Source organism: Streptomyces sp. NPDC048337 (genome assembly GCF_043201175.1).
Classification (GTDB): domain Bacteria; phylum Actinomycetota; class Actinomycetes; order Streptomycetales; family Streptomycetaceae; genus Streptomyces.
Map to the genome: position 1 here is coordinate 199874 of NZ_JBICYR010000008.1, position 22167 is coordinate 222040.

21 protein-coding genes are annotated in these 22167 nt (G+C 74.4%); 12 read left to right on the top strand and 9 right to left on the bottom strand.

The window, feature by feature from the left end; all coding sequences use genetic code 11:
• Positions 1-145: 145 nt before the first annotated feature.
• Positions 146-1942: a 3-hydroxyacyl-CoA dehydrogenase family protein gene (locus tag ACGFYU_RS16360; RefSeq protein WP_393827949.1), complete on the bottom strand. Its 1797-nt coding sequence runs from the start codon at positions 1940-1942 to the stop codon at positions 146-148.
• A 581-nt stretch (positions 1943-2523) separates the two neighbouring features.
• Between ACGFYU_RS16360 and ACGFYU_RS16365 the strand changes: the two genes are divergently transcribed.
• Entirely contained in the window at positions 2524-3084 is a 561-nt protein-coding gene (locus tag ACGFYU_RS16365; protein WP_393827950.1) for an adenylosuccinate lyase, read from the top strand.
• Positions 3085-3110: 26 nt separating this feature from the next.
• Positions 3111-3521, top strand: a complete 411-nt coding sequence (locus ACGFYU_RS16370) for a RidA family protein (protein WP_393827951.1) — start codon at positions 3111-3113, stop codon at positions 3519-3521.
• Positions 3522-3530: 9 nt separating this feature from the next.
• Here the strand turns inward: ACGFYU_RS16370 and ACGFYU_RS16375 are convergent, their stop codons facing one another.
• Together ACGFYU_RS16375 and ACGFYU_RS16380 are read right to left on the bottom strand one after the other, a co-directional pair.
• On the bottom strand, positions 3531-5102 hold the full coding sequence (locus ACGFYU_RS16375) for an alpha/beta hydrolase (protein ID WP_393827952.1): 1572 nt from the start codon (positions 5100-5102) through the stop codon (positions 3531-3533).
• Positions 5103-5214: 112 nt separating this feature from the next.
• Positions 5215-6246, bottom strand: a complete 1032-nt coding sequence (locus tag ACGFYU_RS16380) for an Rv2578c family radical SAM protein (protein WP_393827953.1) — start codon at positions 6244-6246, stop codon at positions 5215-5217.
• A 112-nt stretch (positions 6247-6358) separates the two neighbouring features.
• Between ACGFYU_RS16380 and ACGFYU_RS16385 the strand changes: the two genes are divergently transcribed.
• From ACGFYU_RS16385 to ACGFYU_RS16405, 5 genes are all read left to right on the top strand, one after another.
• Complete coding sequence (locus tag ACGFYU_RS16385; RefSeq protein WP_393827954.1) at positions 6359-7186, top strand: hypothetical protein; 828 nt, start codon at positions 6359-6361, stop codon at positions 7184-7186.
• 75 nt (positions 7187-7261) lie between these two features.
• Positions 7262-7705, top strand: coding sequence for an SRPBCC family protein (locus ACGFYU_RS16390; protein WP_385172089.1), 444 nt, complete (start codon positions 7262-7264; stop codon positions 7703-7705).
• Between the two features lie 178 nt (positions 7706-7883).
• On the top strand, positions 7884-8717 hold the full coding sequence (locus ACGFYU_RS16395) for a M55 family metallopeptidase (protein WP_393827955.1): 834 nt from the start codon (positions 7884-7886) through the stop codon (positions 8715-8717).
• A 1-nt stretch (position 8718) separates the two neighbouring features.
• Positions 8719-10086, top strand: coding sequence for a M20/M25/M40 family metallo-hydrolase (locus ACGFYU_RS16400; protein WP_393827956.1), 1368 nt, complete (start codon positions 8719-8721; stop codon positions 10084-10086).
• Between the two features lie 13 nt (positions 10087-10099).
• The gene (locus tag ACGFYU_RS16405; protein ID WP_393827957.1) at positions 10100-12085 is read left to right on the top strand and encodes a prolyl oligopeptidase family serine peptidase; all 1986 of its coding nucleotides are present in this window, start codon (positions 10100-10102) and stop codon (positions 12083-12085) included.
• 6 nt (positions 12086-12091) lie between these two features.
• Here the strand turns inward: ACGFYU_RS16405 and ACGFYU_RS16410 are convergent, their stop codons facing one another.
• A complete protein-coding gene (locus ACGFYU_RS16410) occupies positions 12092-12640 on the bottom strand; it encodes a hypothetical protein (protein ID WP_393827958.1) in 549 nt (182 codons plus the stop codon).
• Positions 12641-12701: 61 nt separating this feature from the next.
• Complete coding sequence (locus ACGFYU_RS16415) at positions 12702-13433, bottom strand: hypothetical protein (protein ID WP_393828041.1); 732 nt, start codon at positions 13431-13433, stop codon at positions 12702-12704.
• Positions 13434-13471: 38 nt separating this feature from the next.
• Between ACGFYU_RS16415 and ACGFYU_RS16420 the strand changes: the two genes are divergently transcribed.
• Positions 13472-14038, top strand: coding sequence for a GNAT family N-acetyltransferase (locus ACGFYU_RS16420; protein WP_393827959.1), 567 nt, complete (start codon positions 13472-13474; stop codon positions 14036-14038).
• 65 nt (positions 14039-14103) lie between these two features.
• On the top strand, positions 14104-16071 hold the full coding sequence (locus tag ACGFYU_RS16425) for a DUF5107 domain-containing protein (protein WP_393827960.1): 1968 nt from the start codon (positions 14104-14106) through the stop codon (positions 16069-16071).
• A gap of 34 nt (positions 16072-16105) precedes the next feature.
• Here the strand turns inward: ACGFYU_RS16425 and ACGFYU_RS16430 are convergent, their stop codons facing one another.
• Positions 16106-16630: a hypothetical protein gene (locus ACGFYU_RS16430; protein WP_393827961.1), complete on the bottom strand. Its 525-nt coding sequence runs from the start codon at positions 16628-16630 to the stop codon at positions 16106-16108.
• A gap of 95 nt (positions 16631-16725) precedes the next feature.
• Positions 16726-17544: a methyltransferase domain-containing protein gene (locus tag ACGFYU_RS16435; RefSeq protein ID WP_393827962.1), complete on the bottom strand. Its 819-nt coding sequence runs from the start codon at positions 17542-17544 to the stop codon at positions 16726-16728.
• Positions 17545-17732: 188 nt separating this feature from the next.
• Here ACGFYU_RS16435 and ACGFYU_RS16440 point away from each other — a divergent pair, with 188 nt between their 5' ends.
• The 3 genes from ACGFYU_RS16440 to ACGFYU_RS16450 all read left to right on the top strand — a co-directional run bounded on the left by ACGFYU_RS16440 (position 17733) and on the right by ACGFYU_RS16450 (position 20722).
• Positions 17733-18305 carry a TIGR03086 family metal-binding protein gene (locus tag ACGFYU_RS16440; RefSeq protein ID WP_393827963.1) on the top strand — a complete coding sequence of 191 codons (573 nt, stop codon included), beginning with the start codon at positions 17733-17735 and terminating at the stop codon, positions 18303-18305.
• Positions 18306-18419: 114 nt separating this feature from the next.
• Positions 18420-19637 carry an aminotransferase class I/II-fold pyridoxal phosphate-dependent enzyme gene (locus ACGFYU_RS16445; protein ID WP_393828042.1) on the top strand — a complete coding sequence of 406 codons (1218 nt, stop codon included), beginning with the start codon at positions 18420-18422 and terminating at the stop codon, positions 19635-19637.
• Between the two features lie 29 nt (positions 19638-19666).
• Positions 19667-20722, top strand: coding sequence for an MBL fold metallo-hydrolase (locus ACGFYU_RS16450; protein ID WP_393827964.1), 1056 nt, complete (start codon positions 19667-19669; stop codon positions 20720-20722).
• Here ACGFYU_RS16450 and ACGFYU_RS16455 read toward each other — a convergent pair.
• Positions 20719-21351 (bottom strand): DedA family protein, encoded by a 633-nt coding sequence (locus ACGFYU_RS16455; protein ID WP_393827965.1) that lies wholly within the window; start codon positions 21349-21351, stop codon positions 20719-20721. The two genes, ACGFYU_RS16450 and ACGFYU_RS16455, sit on opposite strands and share 4 nt — an antisense overlap.
• Positions 21348-22124, bottom strand: a complete 777-nt coding sequence (locus tag ACGFYU_RS16460; RefSeq protein ID WP_393827966.1) for an MBL fold metallo-hydrolase — start codon at positions 22122-22124, stop codon at positions 21348-21350. Before ACGFYU_RS16460 ends, ACGFYU_RS16455 begins: the two co-directional genes overlap by 4 nt.
• Between the last annotated feature and the right edge of the window lie 43 nt (positions 22125-22167).

Genomic DNA, 22167 nt, shown 5'->3' on the forward strand with positions numbered 1-22167 from the left:
CCGGTCCGCAGGGTGGGACAGGGATGGATGCGGGGGAGGGCCGGCACTGGGCACACAGTGCTCGTCGGGAGGGTTTGCCCGCCGTGAGGGTCCGGCGGGCCCGAGGAGCCCTCCCCACGCATCCGGCTCATGGCCCGGCCGGGGGTTACCGGCGGGCGTACTCACGGAATCCGCGGCCGGTCTTCCGGCCCAGGCAGCCCGCCGCGACCAGGTGCTCCAGCAGCGGGGACGGGGCCAGGCCCGGGTCGCGGAACTCCTTGTGGAGGACCTTCTCGATGGCCAGCGAGACATCGAGGCCGACCACGTCGAGGAGCTCGAAGGGCCCCATCGGGTAGCCGCCGCCCAGCTTCATCGCCTCGTCGATCTGGTCGAGGGTCGCGTAGTGCTGCTCGACCATCTTGATCGCGTTGTTGAGGTACGGGAACAGCAGCGCGTTCACGATGAAGCCGGCCCGGTCCCCGCAGTCCACCGGGTGCTTGCGCACCTTGACGCAGATCTCGCGGACCGTGGCGTGCACGTCGTCGGCGGTCAGGACGGTGCGGACCACCTCGACCAGCTTCATCGCCGGGGCCGGGTTGAAGAAGTGCATGCCGATCACGTCCTGCGGACGGGAGGTCACGCGGGCCACCGCGATCACCGGCAGTGAGGAGGTGGTCGTCGCCAGCACGGCGCCCGGCTTGCAGACCTTGTCCAGGGCCGCGAACAGCTCCTGCTTGACGGCCAGGTCCTCGGCCACCGCCTCAACGGCCAGGTCCACCTCGGCGAAGGCGTCCAGCGAACCGGCCGGGGTGATCAGGTCCAGGGTCCGCGCCGCGGCCTCGTCCGTCAGCCGGCCCTTGGCCACCGCACGGCCCAGGGACTTGCCGATCGCGGCCTTCGCCGCCTCCGCCTTCTCCTGGCTGCGGGCGGCCAGCACCACCGCGAAGCCGGCCTGCGCGAAGACCTGCGCGATGCCGCTCGCCATGGTGCCCGAGCCGGCCACGCCGACCGAGGTGACGGGGCGGCCCGCGCCGAGCAGGGCGCCGTCCGGCGGGGTCTGCAGGTCGCGGACGATCACCGAGCTGCCCGGGGCCTCGTACGTGTAGAAGCCGCGCCCGGACTTCTGCCCGGTCAGCCCGGCCTCGGCGAGCTGCCCGAGGACCGGCGCCGGGGCGTGCAGCCGGTCGCCGGAGGCGGCGTACATGGCCTCCAGGACGGTACGGGCGGTGTCCACGCCGATCAGGTCGAGCAGCGCGAGCGGGCCCATGGGCAGGCCGCAGCCGAGCCGCATCGCCGCGTCGATGTCCTCGCGGGAGGCGTACTTGGCCTCGTACATGGCGGCGGCCTGGTTGAGGTAGCCGAAGAGCAGACCGTCGGCGACGAAGCCGGGGCGGTCGCCGACCGAGACGGGCTCCTTGCCGAGCTCGCGGGCCAGCTCGGTGACCGCCTCGACGGCCGGCGGGGCGGTCAGCACGCTGGAGACGACCTCGACCAGCTTCATCGCCGGGGCCGGGTTGAAGAAGTGCAGGCCCAGCACGCGCTCCGGGCGCTGGGACTCGGCGGCGAGCCGGGTCACCGACAGGGCGTTGGTGCCGGTCGCCAGGATCGTGTCGGGGCGGACGATCGCGTCGAGCTCGCGGAAGACCTGCTGCTTGAGCTCGTACGACTCCGGGACGACCTCGATGACGAGGTCCGCCTCGGCGGCGGCGCCGAGGTCGGCGTAGGTGCGGAAGCGGGCGAGCACGTCCGCCCGCTCCTGCTCGGTGAGGAGCTCCCGGGTGACGGATCGGGCGGTCGCCGCGGCGAGGGAGGCGGCGGCCCGGCGGGCGGCGGCCTCGCTGACGTCGATGCCGATGACCTCGCGGCCGGCCCGGGCGAGGACCTCGGCGATGCCGGTGCCCATCGTGCCGAGGCCGACGACGGCGATGGTCTGGAGGGTGGGGTGACTGGACGGACGGTCCATCGAGGGACTCCAGTGGAAGAGGGTGACGACTGGGCGCGCGCGCCGCACAGCGCGCGCGGATGCCGTGTCCCGGCGCGCGGGAGGCGGGGCGGGATACCGGTGTGGAGAAGGCCGACGGGCGAGACCCGGTGAGGGTGGGGCCCGGAGGGCTGAAGCGGCGGAACCCTGTCCCGGGGTCACGCCGTGAAGTCGTACAGAACCGACTGGCACGAGGAGGCTGCGTCACCAGGCCGTCCTCATGCGTGTTGGCACGACAGTAACCCGTCGGTAACTGTCGCGCCAGAGTGCGGAGATGTGACCTGTACCGCCCAAATGTACCGATCATCGATCATCGATCAACCGGCCCTCGGTGATGGGTGGCCAGGCTGTGCTCCGTCGCCGATCTGTCCGCTCCCGTAGGTGCCTTTCGGACGGCCGGTGTGGCAGAGCCGCCCGATCGGCGCCGAGGTGACGGGAGCGGAATCCGGGGCGACACGCATCCGGCTACGGCATTCGGCCGACCGCACTTCACCTGGCCGACCGGGTCCGGCCAACCGCGGGAAGGCGTCCGGAACTTCGGATCCCTCCTCTAGGGTGGCCGGGTGAACGACGTGCTGGAGCGACTGCGGGCGGAAGCCGCCGGTTCGCCGGAGCGTGCGCAGTACGAGGTCCTCCTCGCGGCGGGCCCCGACGCCCTCGCGGCCGCCCTGACCTCGGCCGGGCTGCCCCTGTGGGCCCGCGAACTCGCCGCGTACCGGCTGGGACTGGCGGGGGACCGCCGCGCCTTCGAGTCCCTGGTGCTGCTGCTCAACCACCGCGACCCGCCGCGCTGCGCGGCCGCCGCCGAAGCGCTGGCCGTCCTCGACGACCCCCGCACCGCCCGCGCGGCCGCGGCCCTCGCCACCAACTCCCTGCGCACGGCCTACGCCCTCCAGCCCGTCCGGCTGCTCACCGCCCTGCGCGCCCCGGAATCGGCTCCCGCGCTGATGGCGACCCTGTCCCGGCTGCTGTCCCCGCACGACCCGTACTGGCGGGTCGCCCTGGCCTGCGTCGAGGGCCTGGGCGCCCTCGGTGACCCCCGGGCCCGCGAACTCCTCGTCCGCGCCCAGTCCCACCCCCGCCTCGCGGTGGCGGCGACGGCCGCCTTGCGGGCCCTGCCCTGACGCCGCGGGCCGGCATGATCGTCCGTATGGGCGAACACGACAGCCACCTCACCCGCATCTCCGCGCCGGAAGGCGTCAGCCCCGCGGCGGGCCTCAGCCATGTGGTGTGGGGCACCGGGCGCTTCGTCGCCGTCTCCGGGCAGGTCGCCCTCGACGAGAAGGGCGAGATCGTCGGCGAGGGCGACCCGTCCGCCCAGGCCCACCAGGTGTTCGAGAACCTGCGGCGCTGCCTGGCCGCCGCCGGGGCCACTTTCGACGACGTGGTGAAGCTGACCTACTTCGTCACGGACGTCGCGCACATGCCCGCCGTACGGGAGGCGCGCGACGCCTTCATACCCGCCGACCGGCTGCCGGCCTCCTCCGCCGTCCAGGTCACGGCCCTGGTGCGGCCGGAACTGCTGGTCGAGGTGGAGGCCTTCGCCGTGCTGCCGGTCTGACCGGCAGGGTCAGCCGCGGAAGCCGAGCAGGCCGTGCAGGGCCGCGCCGCCCGCCGAGGGCGGGACCGCGCGGGTCGCCGCGGCCGGCTTCGGGTCCGGCTGCGCGGCGCAGGTGGCGTCCGCGGCCGTCCCCGTCTTCAGGTACGCCGACACCTTCTCGTCCAGGCACTTGTTGCCGCTGAGCGAGATGCCGTGGTTGCCGCCGCCCTCCTCGACCACCAGCGCCGCGCCCTTCAGCTTCTCCCGCATGCTGAGCGCCCCCGAGAACGGGGTCGCGGCGTCCTCCGTCGCCTGGAGGAGGAGGGCCGGCGGCAGCTCGGCGTTGGTCACGTCCGGGGCCTGGAGAGGCTCCGTCGGCCAGAACGCGCACGGGGCGTTGTACCAGGCGTTGTTCCAGGTCATGAAGGGCGCCCGGGCGTGCGTGTGCCACATGTCCGCGCGCCACTGGTCCCAGTCCTTCGGCCAGGCCGAGTCGCGGCACTGCACCGCCGTGTAGACGCTGTAGCCGTTGCCCGCGGAGGGCTCCACCGCGCCGAACCGCTGGTACGCCGCCACCAGCGGCTTCGGGTCCGCCTTCACCGCGTACGCGGCGAACGCCTCGGCGAGGTTCGGCCAGTAGCCGTTGAAGTAGCCGCCCGGCATGAAGGTGTCCTCCAGCTCGGCCGGGCCCACCTTGCCGCCCGCCGGCGTCCCGCGCAGGGCCTCGCGCATCGCGTACCAGCGCTCCTCGACCTCCGCCGGATCGGTGCCGAGCCGGTAGGTCCCGTCGTACTTCGCCACCCAGGCCAGGAAGGCCTTGTGGCGGGCGTCGAAGGCCAGGTCCTGGGAGAGGTTGTCCTCGTACCAGACCCCGCCCGGGTCGACCACGGAGTCCAGGACCAGCCGGTGCACCCGGCCGGGGTGCAGCTTGGCGTACACCGCCCCCAGGTAGGTCCCGTACGAGTAGCCGAAGTAGCTGATCCGCTCCGTGCCGAGCGCGCCGCGCAGCACCTCGATGTCGCGGGCGGCCGAGACGGTGTCGATGTGCGGCAGCACGTCCGGGTACTTGGACGCGCAGGACGCGGCGAACGTGCGGACCCGCTCCAGGTTGGCCTGCTCGGTGGCCTCGTCGCGCGGTACGGAGTCCGGCCGCACGGGGGTGAAGTGGCCGGCCCCGCAGTCGAGGGCCGGCTCGCTCTTGCCCACGCCCCGGGGATCGAAGCCGATCACGTCGTACTGGGCGGCCACGTCCTTGGGGAGCGCGGAGGCGATGAACCCGGCGAGGGTGCGGCCGCTGCCGCCGGGCCCGCCCGGGTTGACCAGCAGCGGGCCCTGGGAGGTGGCGGCGGTGTGCGGCACCCGGCTGAGGGCGAGGGAGATCTGCCGGCCGGTGGGCCGGGCATGGTCGAGGGGCACCTTGAGGGAAGCGCACTGGAGCGTCGGGTAGCGGGGCGTCGCGCAGTCGGTCCAGCGCAGGGCCGCCTTCGAGGGCGCCGGCGCGGCCGGCGCGGCCGTGACCGGGCTCGCCAGCGCGGTGGCGGCGGCGAGGGCGGTGGAGATCGACAGCAGGACAGCGGCGCGCTTCTTCAAGGGGTGCAGCATGGGGCCTCCCAGCCGAGGGTTCTGGGCGGAATCGTCCCGGAAACCGTGCCTGGAAGACGGGATTGGGCTGCCTATTGGCCCGATGTGATGACCTTGCAGCGGACCGCGCGCCTCAGAGGAGGGTCAGCTGCGTCGGTTCGGCGGGCGCGTCCACCGCGGGGCGCTCGGGGGTGACGATCCGGCGGGCCGCGCCGCGGCCGCTCGGGCCGATGCCGAATTCGGCCGCCAGCCGGTGGACTTGGCGGGTGATCTGGCGCTGGTACCAGGTCGGCGCGTACGAGCCGCCCGCGTACATCCGCTCGTACCGCTCCACGAGGTGCGGGTGGTGCTCGCCCAGCCAGGCGGTGAACCACTCGCGTGCCCCGGGCCGCAGATGGAGTACCAGGGGTGTCACGGAGGTGGCGCCGGACTCGGCGACGGCGCGCACGGTGGCCCGCAACTGCTCGGGGGAGTCGCCGAGGAAGGGGATCACCGGGGCCATCAGCACCCCGCACTCGATGCCGGCGTCGGTCAGCGCCCGTACGGCGGCCAGCCGGGCGCCGGGGGAGGGCGTGCCGGGCTCCACGGTCCGCCACAGGCCGGTGTCGGTGAAGCCGACGGAGACGGAGATCCCGACCTCGGCCACCTCGGCGGCCTCCTGGAGGAGGGGGAGGTCGCGCAGGATCAGGGTGCCCTTGGTCAGGATCGAGAAGGGATTGGCGTGGTCGCGCAGCGCCTCGATGATCCCGGGCATCAGCCGGTAGCGGCCCTCGGCGCGCTGGTAGCAGTCGACGTTGGTGCCCATGGCGATGTGCGCGCCGGTCCAGCGGCGCGCGCCGAGCTCGCGGCGCAGCAGCTCGGGGGCGTTGGTCTTGACGACGATCTGGGAGTCGAAGCCGAGGCCGGTGTCGAGGTCGAGGTAGCTGTGGGTCTTGCGTGCGAAGCAGTACACGCAGGCGTGACTGCACCCCCTGTACGGGTTGACGGTCCATTCGAACGGCATGCGGGAGGCGCCGGGCACCCGGTTGACGATCGAGCGGGCCCGCACCTCGTGGAAGGTGATCCCCCGGAACTCGGGGGTGTCGAAGGTGCGGGTGACGACGGCGCCGGCCCCGAAGAGCGCGGCAGGCCCCGTGGGGCCCTCGGTCAGGTTGTCCCAGCGCATGCGGCGCCTCCCTTGGTAGCTCTGCGCCGAGAATAGAACAAACGTTCCCATGATCGTGCGGGCCGGGATATTCGCTGGTCAGCCGGGTGCGCGGCGTGCGAGGCTCCGCCCCATGGCGGGATTCAGACTGACGGTGTGCCTTCCGGGCGAAGCCGGCGAGCGGTTGGACGAGGCGGTCGGCGAGGCCCTGGCGCCCTTCTGGATCGACCAGGACCGGGATGTCCACGTGGACCTGCGGATCTGGGACCACTGGCGGATCAGCGGAGGTTCGAACCGCGTCGGCTACCGGATCCGGCCGGGCCGGGAGGGAGATCCCCGGATCGTCCACGACCAGCCGCTCTGGGACGGCACCGTCGAGCCGAGCCTGCCCGGCTGGTGCGCGGGCGGCCCGCGCGGGCTGCTGGTGGTGCGCGGGAGGTCGGAGCGGACCGCCGAACTGGCCGGAGCCGCCTGGGACCACTGGCAGGAGGTACTCCGGGAACACCCGCCGGCCCGGCCGTGGGAGGACTTCCGCCCGGACCCGTTGGGAAGGGAACGGTCCGACTACGAAGCCGCGTGCATCGCGGCCCACGCCGAATACCTCGCGCAGACTCCGGTCGCCCCCTTCCGCGCGTGGGCCGCCGGACTGCCCGCCGATCCGGCCGTCGACGGGTTCGACTCCGTGCTGCGTGCCATCGAGGACCCGCTCGGAATCTTCGGCTCGTACAGCAGGGAGGCGTACGTCCGGTACGGCGCCGGCTGGGCCGCCGCGTGTGAGAACGTCCTGACCCTTGACGGCTGGTGGTGTGAGTGGGGTGACGACCCGCTGCACGGTGCCTGTGACGACCCCACCGCCTGTCCGCACACGCCTCCGCCGACGCGGGAGCCGGAAGCGGTGGCGGCCTACCTCGCCGGGTTGCCGGAGGACACCCTCCTCGTCTCCGTCCGCTGTCACGTCTGACCCGGATTTGGGCGCCCGCCCCGGAGGTGGTTGGCTTCGCCGTGACGAGCGAACACAACTGCTGGAGGAACAGCTATGGCGCAGGTCGAGGCCACCACGGAGCGGATCATCGCGGCCGACGCGGAGACCGTGTTCGACGCGCTGGCGGACTACACCGGGACCCGCGGGAAGCTGCTGCCCGAGCACTTCAGCGAGTACGAGGTGCGTGAGGGCGGCGACGGCGAGGGAACGCTGGTGCACTGGAAGCTCCAGGCCACCAGCAAGCGCGTACGGGACTGCCTGCTGGAGGTCACCGAGCCCACCGACGGCCAGCTGGTGGAGAAGGACCGCAACTCCTCCATGGTCACCACCTGGGTGGTCACCCCGGCCGGCGAGGGCAAGTCCAAGGCCGTCGTCACCACCGTGTGGAACGGCGCCGGCGGCATCGGCGGCTTCTTCGAGCGCACCTTCGCGCCCAAGGGCCTCGGCCGGATCTACGACACCGTGCTGGCCAATCTGGCCACCGAAGTCGAGGCCTGAGCCCGGTCGTTGACGGTGGGGCCGGGCACACGGCCTCACCGGATCGGGTGAACCGGCGCCCCGGACCCGGGCGCCCGGCGGGGCGTGGCCCCGAGCCTGAAGGAGGGCCGGACGGCTAGGGTGGGGCCCTGCGCGTGCCACCGCCCGCGGCGCGCGCCACCGACCGCCCGGGGGCCCGATGAAGATCCTCATCTCCGCCGACATGGAAGGCGCCACCGGCGTCACCTGGCCCGCAGACGTACTGCCCGGCACCCCGGAATGGGAGCGCTGCCGGGCGATGTTCACCTCCGACGTCAACGCCGCCGTCCTCGGCTTCTACGACGGCGGCGCCGACCAGGTCCTCGTCAACGAGGCCCACTGGACCATGCGCAACCTGCTGCTGGAGCGGCTCGACGCCCGCGTGGAGATGCTCACCGGCCGCCACAAGACGCTCTCCATGGTCGAGGGCGTCCAGCACGGGGACGTCGACGGCATCGCCTTCGTCGGCTACCACACGGGAGCCGGCTCCGAGGGGGTCCTCGCCCACACCTACCTGGCCAACTCCATCACCGGCGTCTGGGTCAACGGGGTCCGCGCCAGCGAGGGGCTGCTCAACGCCCACGTTGTCGGCGAGTTCGGGGTCCCCGTCATCCTGGTCACCGGCGACGACCTGACCTGCGTCGACGCCGCCGGATACGCTCCCGACGCCGTGACCGTCGCCGTGAAGGACCACGTCTCGCGCTACGCCGCCGTGTGCAGGACCCCGGCCCGCACCGCCGCCGACATCCGCGCCGCGGCCAAGGAGGCCACCGCCCTCGCGGGCCGGCGCGATCCCGTGCACCGCGGCCCCTTCACCGTGGAGCTGGAGTTCGACGCCGAGCACCTGGCCCTGGCCGCCACCGTGGTCCCGGGCACGGAGCGGTGCGGGGAGCGGAGGGTCTCGTACACCAGCGGGACGATGTACGAGGGGATCCGGACATTCAAGGCGGTCACGACGGTCGTCTCGGCGGCCGTGGAGGAGCAGTATGGCTGACATGCGCACAGTGACGACCGAGATCCCCGGCGCCCGCGACGCGGCGGACGATCCCGTGGACCGGACGGCCCTCGACGAGGTGGTCGAATTCACCTCGGACCTCATCAGGATCGACACCGCCAACCGGGGCGGCGGCGACTGCCGCGAGCGCCCCGCCGCCGAGTACGCCGCCGAGCGCCTCGCCGCCGCCGGCCTGGAGCCGGTGCTGCTGGAGCGCACCCCCGGCCGCACCAACGTCGTCGCCCGCATCGAGGGCACCGACCGCGACGCCGAGGCCCTCCTCGTCCACGGACACCTCGACGTGGTCCCGGCCGAGGCCGCCGACTGGAGCGTCGACCCCTTCTCCGGGGAGGTCCGCGACGGCGTGGTCTGGGGCCGCGGCGCCGTCGACATGAAGGACATGGACGCGATGGTGCTCGCCGTCGTACGGGCCTGGGCGCGCGCCGGGGTGAAGCCCCGGCGGGACATCGTGATCGCCTTCACCGCCGACGAGGAGGACAGTGCCGTCGACGGCTCCGGCTTCCTCGCCGACCACCACCCGCACCTCTTCGAGGGCTGTACGGAGGGCATCAGCGAATCCGGCGCCTTCACCGTGCACACCGGCCCCGGCCGGACCCTCTACCCCATCGCGGCCGGCGAACGCGGCACCGCCTGGCTGAAGCTGACCGCGCACGGCACCGCCGGCCACGGCTCCAAGCCCAACAGGGCCAATGCCGTCAGCCGCCTCGCCGCCGCCGTGGCCCGGATCGGGGAGTACGACTGGCCGGTCCGGCTCACCGACACCGTCACCGCCTGCATCACCGAACTCGCCGCCGCCCACGGGCTGTCCGTGGACCCGCGCGCCCCCGGCTTCGACCTCGACGCGGTCCTCGCCGAGCTCGGCCCGGCCGCCGTCCTCGTCGAGGCGACCGTACGCAACAGCGCCAACCCCACCATGCTCAGCGCCGGTTACAAGCTCAACGTGATCCCCGGCCAGGCCACCGCCTACGTGGACGGCCGCATGCTGCCCGGCGGCGAGGCGGAGTTCATCGCCACCCTGGACGAGCTCACCGGCCCGGACGTGACCTGGGAGTTCCACCACCGGGAGGTGGCGCTCCAAGCCCCCGTGGACGGGCGGACGTACGCGATCCTGCGTGAATCCGTCGAGCGGTTCGACCCGGACGGGCACGTGGTGCCCTTCTGCATGGCGGGCGGCACCGACGCCAAGCAGTTCTCCCGCCTCGGCGTCACCGGCTACGGTTTCTCCCCCCTCAAGCTGCCGCCCGGCTTCGACTACTGGGCCCTCTTCCACGGCGTGGACGAGCGGGTCCCCGTCGAGGCGCTCCACTTCGGCGTGCGCGTCCTCGACCACGCGCTGCGCACCCTGTGAGCGGGGCCCGGTGATGGCGGCGGTGACCGTGCCCTACGGAAGCTGGCCCTCCCCCATCGGCGCGGGGCTCGCCGCCTCCCTCGACGGGCGCCCCGAGTACGTCGGCACGGTCGGCTCCGAGGTGTGGTGGACCGAGCCCCGGCCCCGGGAGGGCGGCCGCCGGGCCCTGGTGCGCCGCCCGGCCGGCGCGGGCCCCGAGCGCACCGTGCTGCCCGAGCCGTGGAACGTGCGCAGCCGGGTCACCGAATACGGCGGCAGCCCGTGGGCGGGTACCGAACGGGCCGTCGGCGGGCCCCTGGTGGTCTTCGTCCACTTCGCCGACCAGCGGCTGTACGCCTACGAGCCCGACGCGCCCGGCGCCCCCGGGCCGCGTCCCCTCACCCCCGTCTCCGCCGTCGGCGGCGGGCTGCGCTGGGCCGACCCGGTGCTGCGCGGCACCGAAGTCTGGTGCGTGCTGGAGGAGTTCACCGGACCGGCGCCGACCGACGTGCGCCGAGTCCTGGCCGCCGTACCGCTCGACGGATCGGCGGCCGAAGACCGCTCGGCCGTACGGGAGTTGACGGACGACCGGCACCGGTTCACCACCGGTCCGCGGATCTCCCCGGACGGCCGGCGCGCCGCCTGGCTGGTGTGGGACCACCCCCGGATGCCCTGGGACGGCACCGAGCTGCGGCTCGCCGAGGTCACCGCGGACGGGACCCTGGCCGGACCGCGGACCGTGCTCGGCGGCCCCGACGAGGCCGTCGCCCAGGTGGAGTGGACGGCCGGCGGAACCCTCCTCGCGGTGAGCGACCGCAGCGGCTGGTGGAACCCGTACCGGGTCGACCCGGAATCGGGCGAGGCCGTCAACCTGTGCCCCCGGGAAGAGGAGTTCGGCGGCCCCCTGTGGAAGCCCGGACTGCGCTGGATCGCCCCGCTGCCCGACGGGCTCGTCGCGGTCCTGCACGGCCAGGGCTCCTCGGTGCTCGGCATCCTCGACCCCGAGAGCGGGGACCTGGTCGACGCCGCCGGGCCGTGGACCGCCTGGCAGCCGACCCTCGCCGTCAGCGGGACCCGCGTCTACGGGGTCGCCGCCAGCCCGCGCAGCGCGTACGAGGTGGTCGAGCTGGACACCGCGAGCGGGCACGCCCGGGTGGTCGGCGCGGAGGGCGTGGACCCGGTGGACCCGGCCCACTACCCGGAACCCCAGAGCCGCACCTTCCTCGGCCCCGACAACCGGGAGATCCACGCCCACGTCTACCCGCCGCACCACCCGACCGTACGGGCCGCCGCCGACGAACTGCCCCCGTACGTGGTGTGGGCGCACGGCGGCCCCACCGACCACGTGCCGCCCGTACTCGACCTGCACATCGCCTACTTCACCTCGCGCGGCATCGGCGTCGTCGAGGTCAACTACGGCGGCTCCACCGGATACGGCCGCGCCTACCGCGAGCGGCTGCGCGAGCAGTGGGGCGTCGTGGACGTGGAGGACTGCGCGGCGGTGGCTCGGGCGCTGGCCGCCGAGGGCACCGCCGACCCCGACCGGCTCGCGATCCGCGGCGGCAGCGCGGGCGGCTGGACGGCGGCGGCCTCGCTGGCCGCCACCGAGCTGTACGCCTGCGCGGCGATCATCTACCCGGTACTGGACCTGCTCGGCTTCGCCGAGGAGACCCACGACCTGGAATCCCGCTACATCGACGCCCTGGCGGGGCCGCCGCAGACCCTCGCCGTACGCTGCCGCGAGCGCTCGCCGGTGGCCCGCGCCGACCGGATCACGGCGCCGTTCGTGCTGCTCCAGGGGCTGGACGACGCGGTCTGCCCGCCGGCCCAGGCGGAGCGCTTCCTCGCCGCCATGCGGGGCCGGTCCGTACCGCACGCGTACGTGGCCTTCGAGGGCGAGGGCCACGGCTTCCGGCGGGCGGACACGATGATCCGGGCTCTGGAAGCGGAACTCTCGCTCTACACCCAGGTGTTCGGGATCCAGCGGACCGACGTCCCCCGGCTGGAGCTGGAGGTCTGAGCGGGATCAGGCGCGGGCGGCGGCCTGCGGGCGCCCGGCGCGCAGGCTCCACCAGACGGAGCCGAACAGCACCGCGCCCGGGACGATGCCCGCGACCACCGCGATGACGGCGGGTGGGGCGCCGCAGGCTGCCAGGGCCAGACCGGCGGCGCCGCACGCGGACATCGCGGCCGCCGGCAGCCGTACCGACGCCATGCGCCAGACGGCCGCCAAGCCGAAGAAGTGCAGGCCGACGACGAGGGCGATCCAGCCGACCGCGGCCTGCGGGCTGTGCAGCAGGCGGGCGATGACGAAGAGGCCGGCCGCCAGGAGGAGGACCTCGGCGGCCACCACGTAGCGGTAGCCCCGGCCGAAGGTCCTCGGCGTCGTGCCGCCGGCGGCGGCGCCCTCGGGGACGCGGGCCCGGCGCAGTGCGATGAACAGCCCGATGAACGCCGCGATCCCCAGCACGCGCAGGGGCACGGCGGCGGCCGGGGGCAGGGCGCCGGCGTTGGCCTGCACGAAGACGAGTCCGAATATGGCGCCTATGAGGCGAGCCGTCTGGTTCGATGTCACGGCGCCAGTCTCACCGAAGTCGATCACACCGCAAAAACACCGCTGACCTCGCCGGGAAGGCTCAGGTGCGCAGCCAGACCCGCAGCGGGCCGAGCACGGTGAATCCGTTGCGTACGGCGGCGTCCAGGTCGTCGCCGTGCTCGTAGCCCACGACGGGCAGGCCCGGCCAGCGGGCGGCGATCCCGGTGAGGGCGCCCGCCCAGGCGGCGTCGACGTCCCCGTCGTGGTGCGCGAAGAGGTTGGAGACGCCGACGACGGAGCCGGTGCGGTGCGCGACCGCCCCGGCGACGATCCGGTCCCCGGCACGGCCCGCGAGGAAGGCGGTGTCCCCACCGGTGTCCCCACCGGTGTCCTCGCCGAGCAGGGCCGGGTGGAACAGGCCGGTGCTCTCCTCGCCGTCCCACGCGGTCTCCCACACCACCAGCTCCCCGGCGGTGGTGACCTCGGACCACTCCAGGCGGGACGAGGCCGGCTCCGGGGCCGGGTGGTGGATCCACTGGGCCTCGAACAGGACCTCGAAGCCCGCCGGGGCCAGGTCGAGCACGGCGAAGCTGTCCTTCACCGAGCAGCCGCCCGCGGAGCCGGTGTCGATCCCCGCCAGCAGCGCGGCCGTCGAGGCCTGCGGGGTGAGGGTCACCGCGTCGGGGTACAGCGGCGGGGTCCGGTGCGCGCTGGTCCACGCGTCGCGGGTGAACGCGCCGCGCGGGCCGTGGCCGCGGCAGACCGCGTCGCACCACTCGGCGTTGTTGCGCGCCGCCGCGAGCAGGAGTTCCGGGGTGTCGTTGTCGATCATCACACCGGGGATCGTGCCACACCTCCTAGCCTGGGCGGATGACCATTTCCCCGTACCTCAGGGAGGGCGCACGGGTGGGCCTGCGGCCCTTCCGGCTCGCCGACGGCCCCGAGTTCGCCGCCCGCGCCCACGAGAGCCGCGAGCTCCACCACCCGTGGCTCTTCCCGCCCGTCACCGTCGAGGAGTACGAGCCCTACGCGACCCGGCTGATCGGGGACGGGGCCCGGGCCGGGTTCCTCGTGTGCGAGCGCGAGACCGGGGCCATCGCCGGCTTCGTCAACGTCAACAACATCGTGCACGGCGCCTTCCGGTGCGGGGCCCTCGGCTACGGGGCCTTCGCACACGCCGCCGGGCGCGGGCTGCTGCGCGAGGCCCTCGGCCTGGTCCTCGCGCAGGCCTTCGCCCCGTCCGGGGAAGGCGGCCTCGGACTGCACCGCCTGGAGGCCAACATCCAGCCGGGCAACACCGCCTCGATCGCCCTGGTGCGCGGCGCCGGCTTCCGACTGGAGGGTTTCTCCCCGGACTTCCTCCACGTCGACGGCGCCTGGCGCGACCACGAGCGCTGGGCCCTCACCGCCGACATGGTCGCCGGGGCCTTTGCGTAATCCTGACCGGTGGTGATCCGCGGAACCCCTGTGCACAGGCCGCCGTGGCGTGTTCCATTTCCCTCATGGCCACCACCGTCCGACGCGCCGTACTGACCCTCCCCGCCGCCCCGTTGGGCCCCGACAACCCGCTGCCCGCCCTGCGCGCGCCCGACGGAGTGCACGAACTCGACGAGCGGGCGCGCGACGGGCTGCCGCGCGACATGGCGCGGCAGATCGGCTACGAGCCGCTGCGCTCGTTGCTGCCCGTCCGGATCCGCGACGGGTACGGACGACGGCGCGCGGAGGGGGAGTTCGAGTCGATCGTCATCGAGAACGACCACCTGCGGGTCACCGTGCTCCCGGGGCTCGGCGGGCGCGTGCACTCCCTCGTCCACCTGCCGACCGGGCGCGAACTGCTCTACCGCAACCCGGTGTTCCAGCCCGCCAACTTCGCCCTCAACGGAGCCTGGTTCTCCGGCGGCATCGAGTGGAACACCGGCGCGACCGGGCACACCACCCTCTCCTGCGCCCCGCTGCACGCCGCCCTCGTCCCCGCCCCGGACGGGGGAGCGATGGTGCGGCTGTGGGAGTGGGAACGGCTGCGCGACCTGCCCTTCCAGGTGGACCTGTGGCTGCCCGAGGACTCGGAGTTCCTCTACGTCGGCGTGCGCGTGCGCAATCCGCACGAGCGGCCCGCGCCCGTCTACTGGTGGTCCAACATCGCCGTCCCCGAGGACGCGGGCACGCGCGTCCTGGCCCCCGCAGAGGAGGCCTGGCACTTCGGCTACGAGCGCGCGCTGCGCCGCGTTCCCGTACCGGAGTGGGAGGGCGCCGACCGCACGTACCCGCCGCGCAGCGAGTACCCGGCCGACTTCTTCTACGAGGTCCCGGACGGGGCCCGGCCCTGGATCGCCTCGCTGGACGCGGCCGGGCAGGGGCTCGTCCAGACCTCCACGCGGCGGCTGCGCGGGCGCAAGCTGTTCGTGTGGGGCGCGGGCGGCGGCGGCCGGCGCTGGCAGGAGTGGCTCACCGAGCCCGGCACCGGCGGCTACGCGGAGATCCAGGCCGGACTGGCCCGGACCCAGCTGGAGCACGTACGGCTGGACGCCGGGGCGGAGTTCAGCTGGCTGGAGGCGTACGGGCCGCTGGCCGCGGACCCGGGGGCGGTGCACGGCGCCGACTGGGCGGCGGCCCGGGGCGCGGCCGAGGACGCCCTGGCGCGGGCGCTGCCCGCCGAGCGGGTGGACGCGGCGTACGAGGCGTGGCGCGGCCGCGCCGACACCGAGCCGGGGGAGCGGCTGGCTGCCGGCTCGGGCTGGGGCGCGCTGGAGGTGCTGTGCGGGGGCTTCAAACTGCCGGGCACCCCCTTCGAGGAGTCCACGCTCGGCGAGGAGCAGGCGCCGTGGCTGGAGCTGTGGCGTACGGGCGTCTTCCCGGCGCCGCGCCGGGTGGCGCCGCCGGGGCCGAGCCTAGTAGCCGCGCACTGGCGGGACATGCTGGAGACGGCGCCGGCGGAACCGCTGACGGAGTACCACCTCGGGGTGGCCCAGTGGCACGCGGGCGACGTGGCCCAGGCGGTACGGAGCTGGGAGCGCGGGCTGGCGCTGGCCCCGTCGCGGTGGCCGCTGCTGCGGTGCCTGGCGGCGGCGGACGAGCTGGCCGGTGATCCGGCGCGGGCGGCCGACGGCTTCGCGGCGGCCTTCGACGACCTGTTGGCGGAGAGCCGGGGCGTCGAGGCGTGGACGGCGGCGGAGTCCGCGCTGGGCAGGGAGGCGATGACGGCCCTGCTGGCCGCCGGCCGCCTCCCGGAGGCCCGCCGCGTCTGGGACCGCCTGCGGCCCGCGCTGCGGGAACAGGGCCGCTTCCGGCTCCTCGCGGCCCGGCTGCTGGCCGCGGAGGGCCATGTGGCCGCGGCCCGCCGGGTCTTCGAGGACGGCTTCGCCCTCCCGGACCTCCGGGAGGGCGAAGAGATCCTGGCTGAGGTCTGGTCGACCCTCACCGACCGCCCCCTGCCGCCGCGTTACGACTTCCGCATGCGCCCGCCGGGGTAGGGGGCGCGGTGCGGGGGCCGCGGCGCGGGACCGGTTACTTCTTGATCTCGTTGAGGCAGAGCACGAACTGCTTGCCCGAGCTGCGCCGGCCGCCTCTGGTCTGCTCGTAGTAGCCCATGTCGGCCTTGCCCTCGCACTTCTTGCTGTCCAGGGTGTCGGGGATCACCTCGACCACCTTGTACTTGGCCGTGCTCTCACCGCACTTCACGACCTGAAGGTCGGGGCTGATCGTGGTCCCGTTGTTCTTGAGGCAGTCGCCGACCTCGGCGTGGTCGGCGTCGTCCTGGCTGAGGAAGTAGCCGACCGCGACGACGATGAGGGCGATCACGACACCGATGATCTTCAGGATCTTCATGACGCCCAGGCCGCCGGTCCGGGACGGCGGCGCCGGCGGAGCGGACCACTGCTGTTGCTGCTGCGGGTACATCTGCTGCTGCGGTGCGCCGCCGTACGGGGGCTGAGCCTGCTGCGGGTACCCCTGGCCCGGCTGGGGCGGGTATCCCTGCGGCGGCTGCTGTCCGTACGGGCCGGGCTGGCCGGGCTGCGGCGGGTAGGTCATATGGGAGTCCCCCAGTGGCGTGCTTACGGTTTCTTGACGTGGGCACGCTATATCAATCGATCAGCGGCCCTCGAACCGTGTCCACGGGCGCACCGTCAGACCCGGCACAGGATCTCGCCGTGCAGGACCGAGAACCAGGCGTCCGGCTGCGCGCCCCAGGTGTGCCAGGCCTCGCCGATCGAGGCCAGTTCGGCCGTGGTCGCGTGGCCGCCGGCGGTGGCGGTGTCCGCGTAGGCGGAGGACGTCGTGCGGTCCGCCCACGTGGTCGACCACCAGGCGATCTCCTCCGCGGTGGCGTAGCACCAGGCCGTCGCGGACGAGGTCACGTCCGTGAGGCCCGCCGCGTGGGCCCAGGCCAGCAGGCGGCGTCCGGCGTCCGGTTCGCCGCCGTTGGCGCGGGCGACGCGTCGGTACAGGCTCTGCCACGCGTCCAGGCCCGGCTCGGCCGGATACCAGGTCATCGCCGCGTAGTCGGCGTCCCGCGCGGCCACGATCCCGCCCGGCCGGCACACCCGCCGCATCTCGCGCAGCGCCTGCACCGGGTCGCCCACGTGCTGGAGCACCTGGTGGGCGTGGACCACGTCGAAGGAGTCGTCCGGGAAGTCCAGCGCGTGGACGTCCGCCGTGCCGAACTCGATACCGCTCACCCCGCGTTCTGCCGCGTGGGCCCGGGCCTGCTCGACCACGTCCGCGGCCGCGTCGACGGCGGTGACGCTGCCGCCCGGCGCGACCAGCTCCGCCAGGTCGGCGGTGATGGTGCCCGCACCGCAGCCCACGTCCAGGACGGACATCCCGGGGCGGAGTTCGCCGATCAGGTACGCGGCGGAGTTCGCGGCCGTGCGCCAGCGGTGCGAGCGTAGGACGGACTCGTGGTGGCCGTGCGTGTAGACGGCGGTCTCCTTGGCGGCGTTCATGGCCTGGCCCCTCCTCGTCGAAGCGTTGGTCCCAGCGTAGATGATCAGTTCGAGTTATGAGATATGTGTTTTGACATGTGGACACGCTCCTTGTGGACCAAGGGGATTGGTCGGGTCGGTGGCAGGGAAATGCAGGGGCGAGGACAGTGGGCTCAGGGGGAACCCCATGGCACAGGACGGTGAGAGGCATGCCGGGCACGCTGCTCGAACAGCACGCCGCCGCGCTGCGGCTCTTCGGTGAGCGGTTGCGCGCCGTCGCCGACGATCAGTGGGACGCGCCGACCCCGTGTACGGACTGGACCGTGCGGGACCTGGTCAACCACGTCGCCGGCGAGCAGCTCTGGATCCCGCCGCTGGTCGCCGACGGGCGCACGGTCGAGGAGATGGGCGACGCCTTCTCCGGTGACGTGCTCGGCGATGACCCGGTCGCCGCGTGGGACAAGGCCTCGGCCGCCGCGCACGCTGCCTTCGCCGCGCCGGGGGCGCTGGAGCGGACCGTCCGCCTCTCGTACGGGCCCGCGCTGGGGAGGGCGTACTGCTCCGAGCTGACCGCCGACTGCGTCGTGCACGCCTGGGACCTCTCCCGCGGCATCGGGGCCGACGACAGGCTGCCGGACGACCTGGTCGAGTTCTCCATCAAGGAGGTCATGCCGTACGCCGACGGGCTGGCGGCGAGCGGGATGTACGCCGAGCCGCTGGAGGTGCCGGCGGGTGCGAACGCGCAGACCAGGCTGCTCGCGCTGCTGGGGCGGCGGGGCTGAGCGGTGGCCCCGGCGATCGGGCGGTCGGAGCGCCGATAACGGGCGTATCGGCTTGAATAATCGTATAAAGGTCAGCGGGATGGCCGGTGCGGAAGGCGGGAAGCGGTGGCGGGGATGCAGCGCACGGCGGCGGAAGGCCGTGGTCCGGTCCGGTACGGCCCACCGGCGCCCCAGCCGGGCCTCCCCGTACTGCCCGAGCTGCTCTCCGTCCTCGCCGCGGCCGCCGGACGCGCCGCCCCCGAACCCCCGGGCGGCGGCGAACCCGTACGCGAGGCCGCCTGCCGGCACTGGGCGCGCCGCGGGCTCCCCACCGCCCCCGAGTACGTGGCCGCGGGCCCCGGCGCCCCCGCGCTGCTGCTCGCGCTGCTCGGGGCGTACGGGGGCGACGTGATGCTGCCCCGCCCCTGTCCCGCCTGGTGGACCCCGCAGGTCCGGCTGCTGGGACGGCGGGCCTACCACGTGCCGACCCCGGCCGAGTGCGGCGGCGTACCGGACCCCTACGCGCTGCTGGAGACCGTACGGCGGGTCCGCGCCGAGGGCGGCGACCCGCGCGTGCTGCTCCTGTCGGTCGCCGACGACCCCACGGCGACCGTGCCGCCGCCGGAGATGCTGCGCGAGGCCTGTGAGGCCGCCGAGTCCGCCGGGCTCTTCGTCGTCAGCGACGAGAGCTGGCGCGACACCGTGCACCGGCCGCACGACACCCTGGTGCTGAGCCCCGCCGAGATGCTGCCCGACCGGGCGGCCGTCCTCGTCGACCTGTCCGGCGCGCTGCTGCCCGCCGGCTGGCCCGCGGCCGTGGTCCGCTTCCCCGACACCCCGCGCGGGACCTGGCTGCGCGCCCGCACCCTCGACGTCCTGACCGCCACCGGCGCGCTGGTCGCGGGCCCCGTCGCCGGGGCCGCCGCGCACGCCCTCGACGAACCCGACGCCGTCGCCGGACGGGCCTACGCGGCCGCCCGCCTGCACGGCGCGGTCGCGGCCGCCGCGCACCGCGAACTCCTCGCCGGCGGGGCGCTGGCCCGGCCCCCGCAGGCCGGCCGCCACCTCTACGCCGACCTGACCCCGCTGCGCGCCGGACTCGCCCGGCACGGGGTCGGCGACGCCATGGAGCTGGAGGACTGGCTCGGCGCCCGGATCGGCGCGCCCACCCCCGGCGGGCAGCGGTTCGCGGACGAACTCGGAGCGCTGCGGGTGAGGTTGTCGACCGGGCCGCTGCTGGGAGCCACCCCGGAGGAGCGGCTGGCCGCGCTCACGGCCCGCGATCCGCTCGCGCTGCCGCACGTACGGAGCTCCCTGGACCTCCTCGGATCAGTCCTGGCCGGGCTGGCCTGATGCCCGAACCGGTGAACGGAGACTTCCTGATGAGGGACGGGACCGACACCCCCACCTCCCCGCCCCCACCACGCCCGGCCCCGGCTCCCGCCGCCCCGACGGCACCCGCGACCCCCGCCGCCCCGCGGCCGCTGGGGGAGCACCGGCGCTGGCCGCGGTCCTTCGCGGACCGGCTCACCACGCCGCTGCCCGGCGTCCGCGCCTTCGCCCGGCTCGCCCGGGAGGGCGCCTTCCGGCCCGGCCCCGAAGGGCTGCGGGGGATCCCCGACCTGCCCTACGCGCCCGCCCCCCTGCCCGCGGCAGCGCCCGGCACCGCCTCCGTCACCTGGGCCGGGCACGCCAGCTGGGTGCTGCGCACCGGCGGGCTGACCGTGCTCACCGACCCCGTCTGGTCCCGGCGGATCCTCGGCACGCCGAGCCGGATGACCCCCGTCGGGGTGCGCTGGGCGGATCTGCCGCCGGTGGACGCGGTGGTCATCAGCCACAACCACTACGACCACCTCGACGCGCCCACCCTCAAGCGGCTGCCCCGCCACACCGCCCTCTTCGTCCCGGCCGGCCTGGCGGGCTGGTTCCGCCGCCGCGGCTTCACCCGGGTCACCGAGCTCGACTGGTGGGAGGCGGCCGAACTGGACGGCGTACGCTTCGAGTTCGTCCCGGCGCACCACTGGTCGAAGCGGTCCCTGATCGACACCTGCCGCTCCCTGTGGGGAGGCTGGATCCTCACCGACACCCGCAGCCCCGAACCGAAGCGGCTCTACTTCGCGGGCGACACCGGCTACGGCCACTGGTTCGCCGAGATCGGCCGCCGTCACCCCGGCATCGACCTCGCCCTCCTGCCGATCGGGGCCTACGCCCCGCGCTGGTGGCTCAGCGACGTCCACGCCGACCCCGAAGAGGCCGTCCAGGCCTGCCTCGACCTCGGCGCCCGCCGCATGGCCCCCATGCACTGGGCCACCTTCGTCCTCTCCGCCGAACCCGTCATGGAACCCCTGAACCGCGTCCGGGCCGCCTGGTCCCGCGCCGGCCTGCCCCGCGACACCCTCTGGGACCTCCCGATCGGCGCCTCCCGCACCCTCGACTAGGCCCCGGCGCCCCGGATCCGGCGCCACAGTGCGGGGCCCGCGCTGATCAGGAGGGTCAGGCCGACCGCCACGGCCACGCCCTTCCACGGCTCCGTGAAGAGGGAGCCGCCGAGGATGCCGATCAGGCCGTACGTCGCCGCCCAGGCGAGGCAGGCCGGGGCGTCGCCCCGGGCGAAGCGGCGCATCGGCATCCGGGCCAGCAGGCAGGCCAGCATCACCGGGATCCGGCCCGCCGGGACCAGCCGGGACACCACCAGGACCAGCACCCCGTGCTCGTCCAGCTTCGTCTGCGCCTGCTCCAGCCGCTCGGGCGTGGCCCGGCCGCGCAGGGCCTCGAGCCAGCGCGACCCGTTGCGCGACCGCACCCCGCGCCGGCCCAGCCAGTACAGCGCCACGTCCCCGGTGAACGCCGCCAGCGCCGCCACCGCGAAGACCAGCAACACCCCGAACGGCAACGACTGCTGGTGGAACGCCACCACGGCGGCCGAGCTCACCAGCGCCCCCGTCGGGATCACCGGCACCAGCGCGCCCAGCGCCACCAGCACGAACAACGCCGGGTAGCCCACCGCCTGCTGGGTGGTCTCCGGCGGAACCTGGCCGGCCGCCGCCGCGATCTCCCGCCAGGTCACGGCAGCCGCACCCGCTCGCCGTGGTCGGGCACCCGCACCGTCACCTTCGGCGCGAGCCGCCGCGCGCAGCGCACGAACTCCTCGCCCGGCGCGTGGAATTCGTGCGGCCGGACCGCGTCCAGCCCGATCGGCCAGTACGTGCCGTAGTGCACCGGTACCGCCGCCGCCGGAGCCAGGTCGGCCAGCGCCCGCGCCGCCCGCCCCGCGTCCAGATGGCCCGGCCCCAGGTACGGGCCCCAGCCGCCCACCGGCAGCAGGGCCACGTCCACCGGCCCGACCTCCTCGGCCATGGCGTCGAACAGCCCGGTGTCCCCGGCGAAGTAGGTCCGCGCCGAGCCCTGGACCACGTACCCGAGGGCGGGCGCGCGCTGCGGCCCGAACGGCAGCCGCCGGCCGTCGTGCCGGGCACTGACCGCCCGTACCCGTACGTCCTCCCGTACGGCGACCTCCTCGCCCGGCACCACCTCCGTCACCGTCAGCCCCCGCACCCCCGCGAGCCGGGCCAGCCCCGGCACCGCCCGGCGCGCGCCGCGCGGCACCAGCAGCCGGGTCCCGGGCGCCAGCGCGGCCAGCGACGGGAGGTGCATGTGGTCGGCGTGCAGGTGCGACACCAGCACCACGTCCGCCACCGCCGCCTCGGGCGGGGGCACCGCCCCGCGCCGCCGCCGCAGGTGCGCGAGCCGTCGGGCGAACAGCGGGTCCGTCAGCACCCGTACCCCGGAGTCCTCGACCGTGCACGTGGCATGCCCCCACCAGGTGATCTCCACCGGCACCGGCCTCCCTCCTCACGCCTCGCCCACGAGCCTAAAGGCTGCC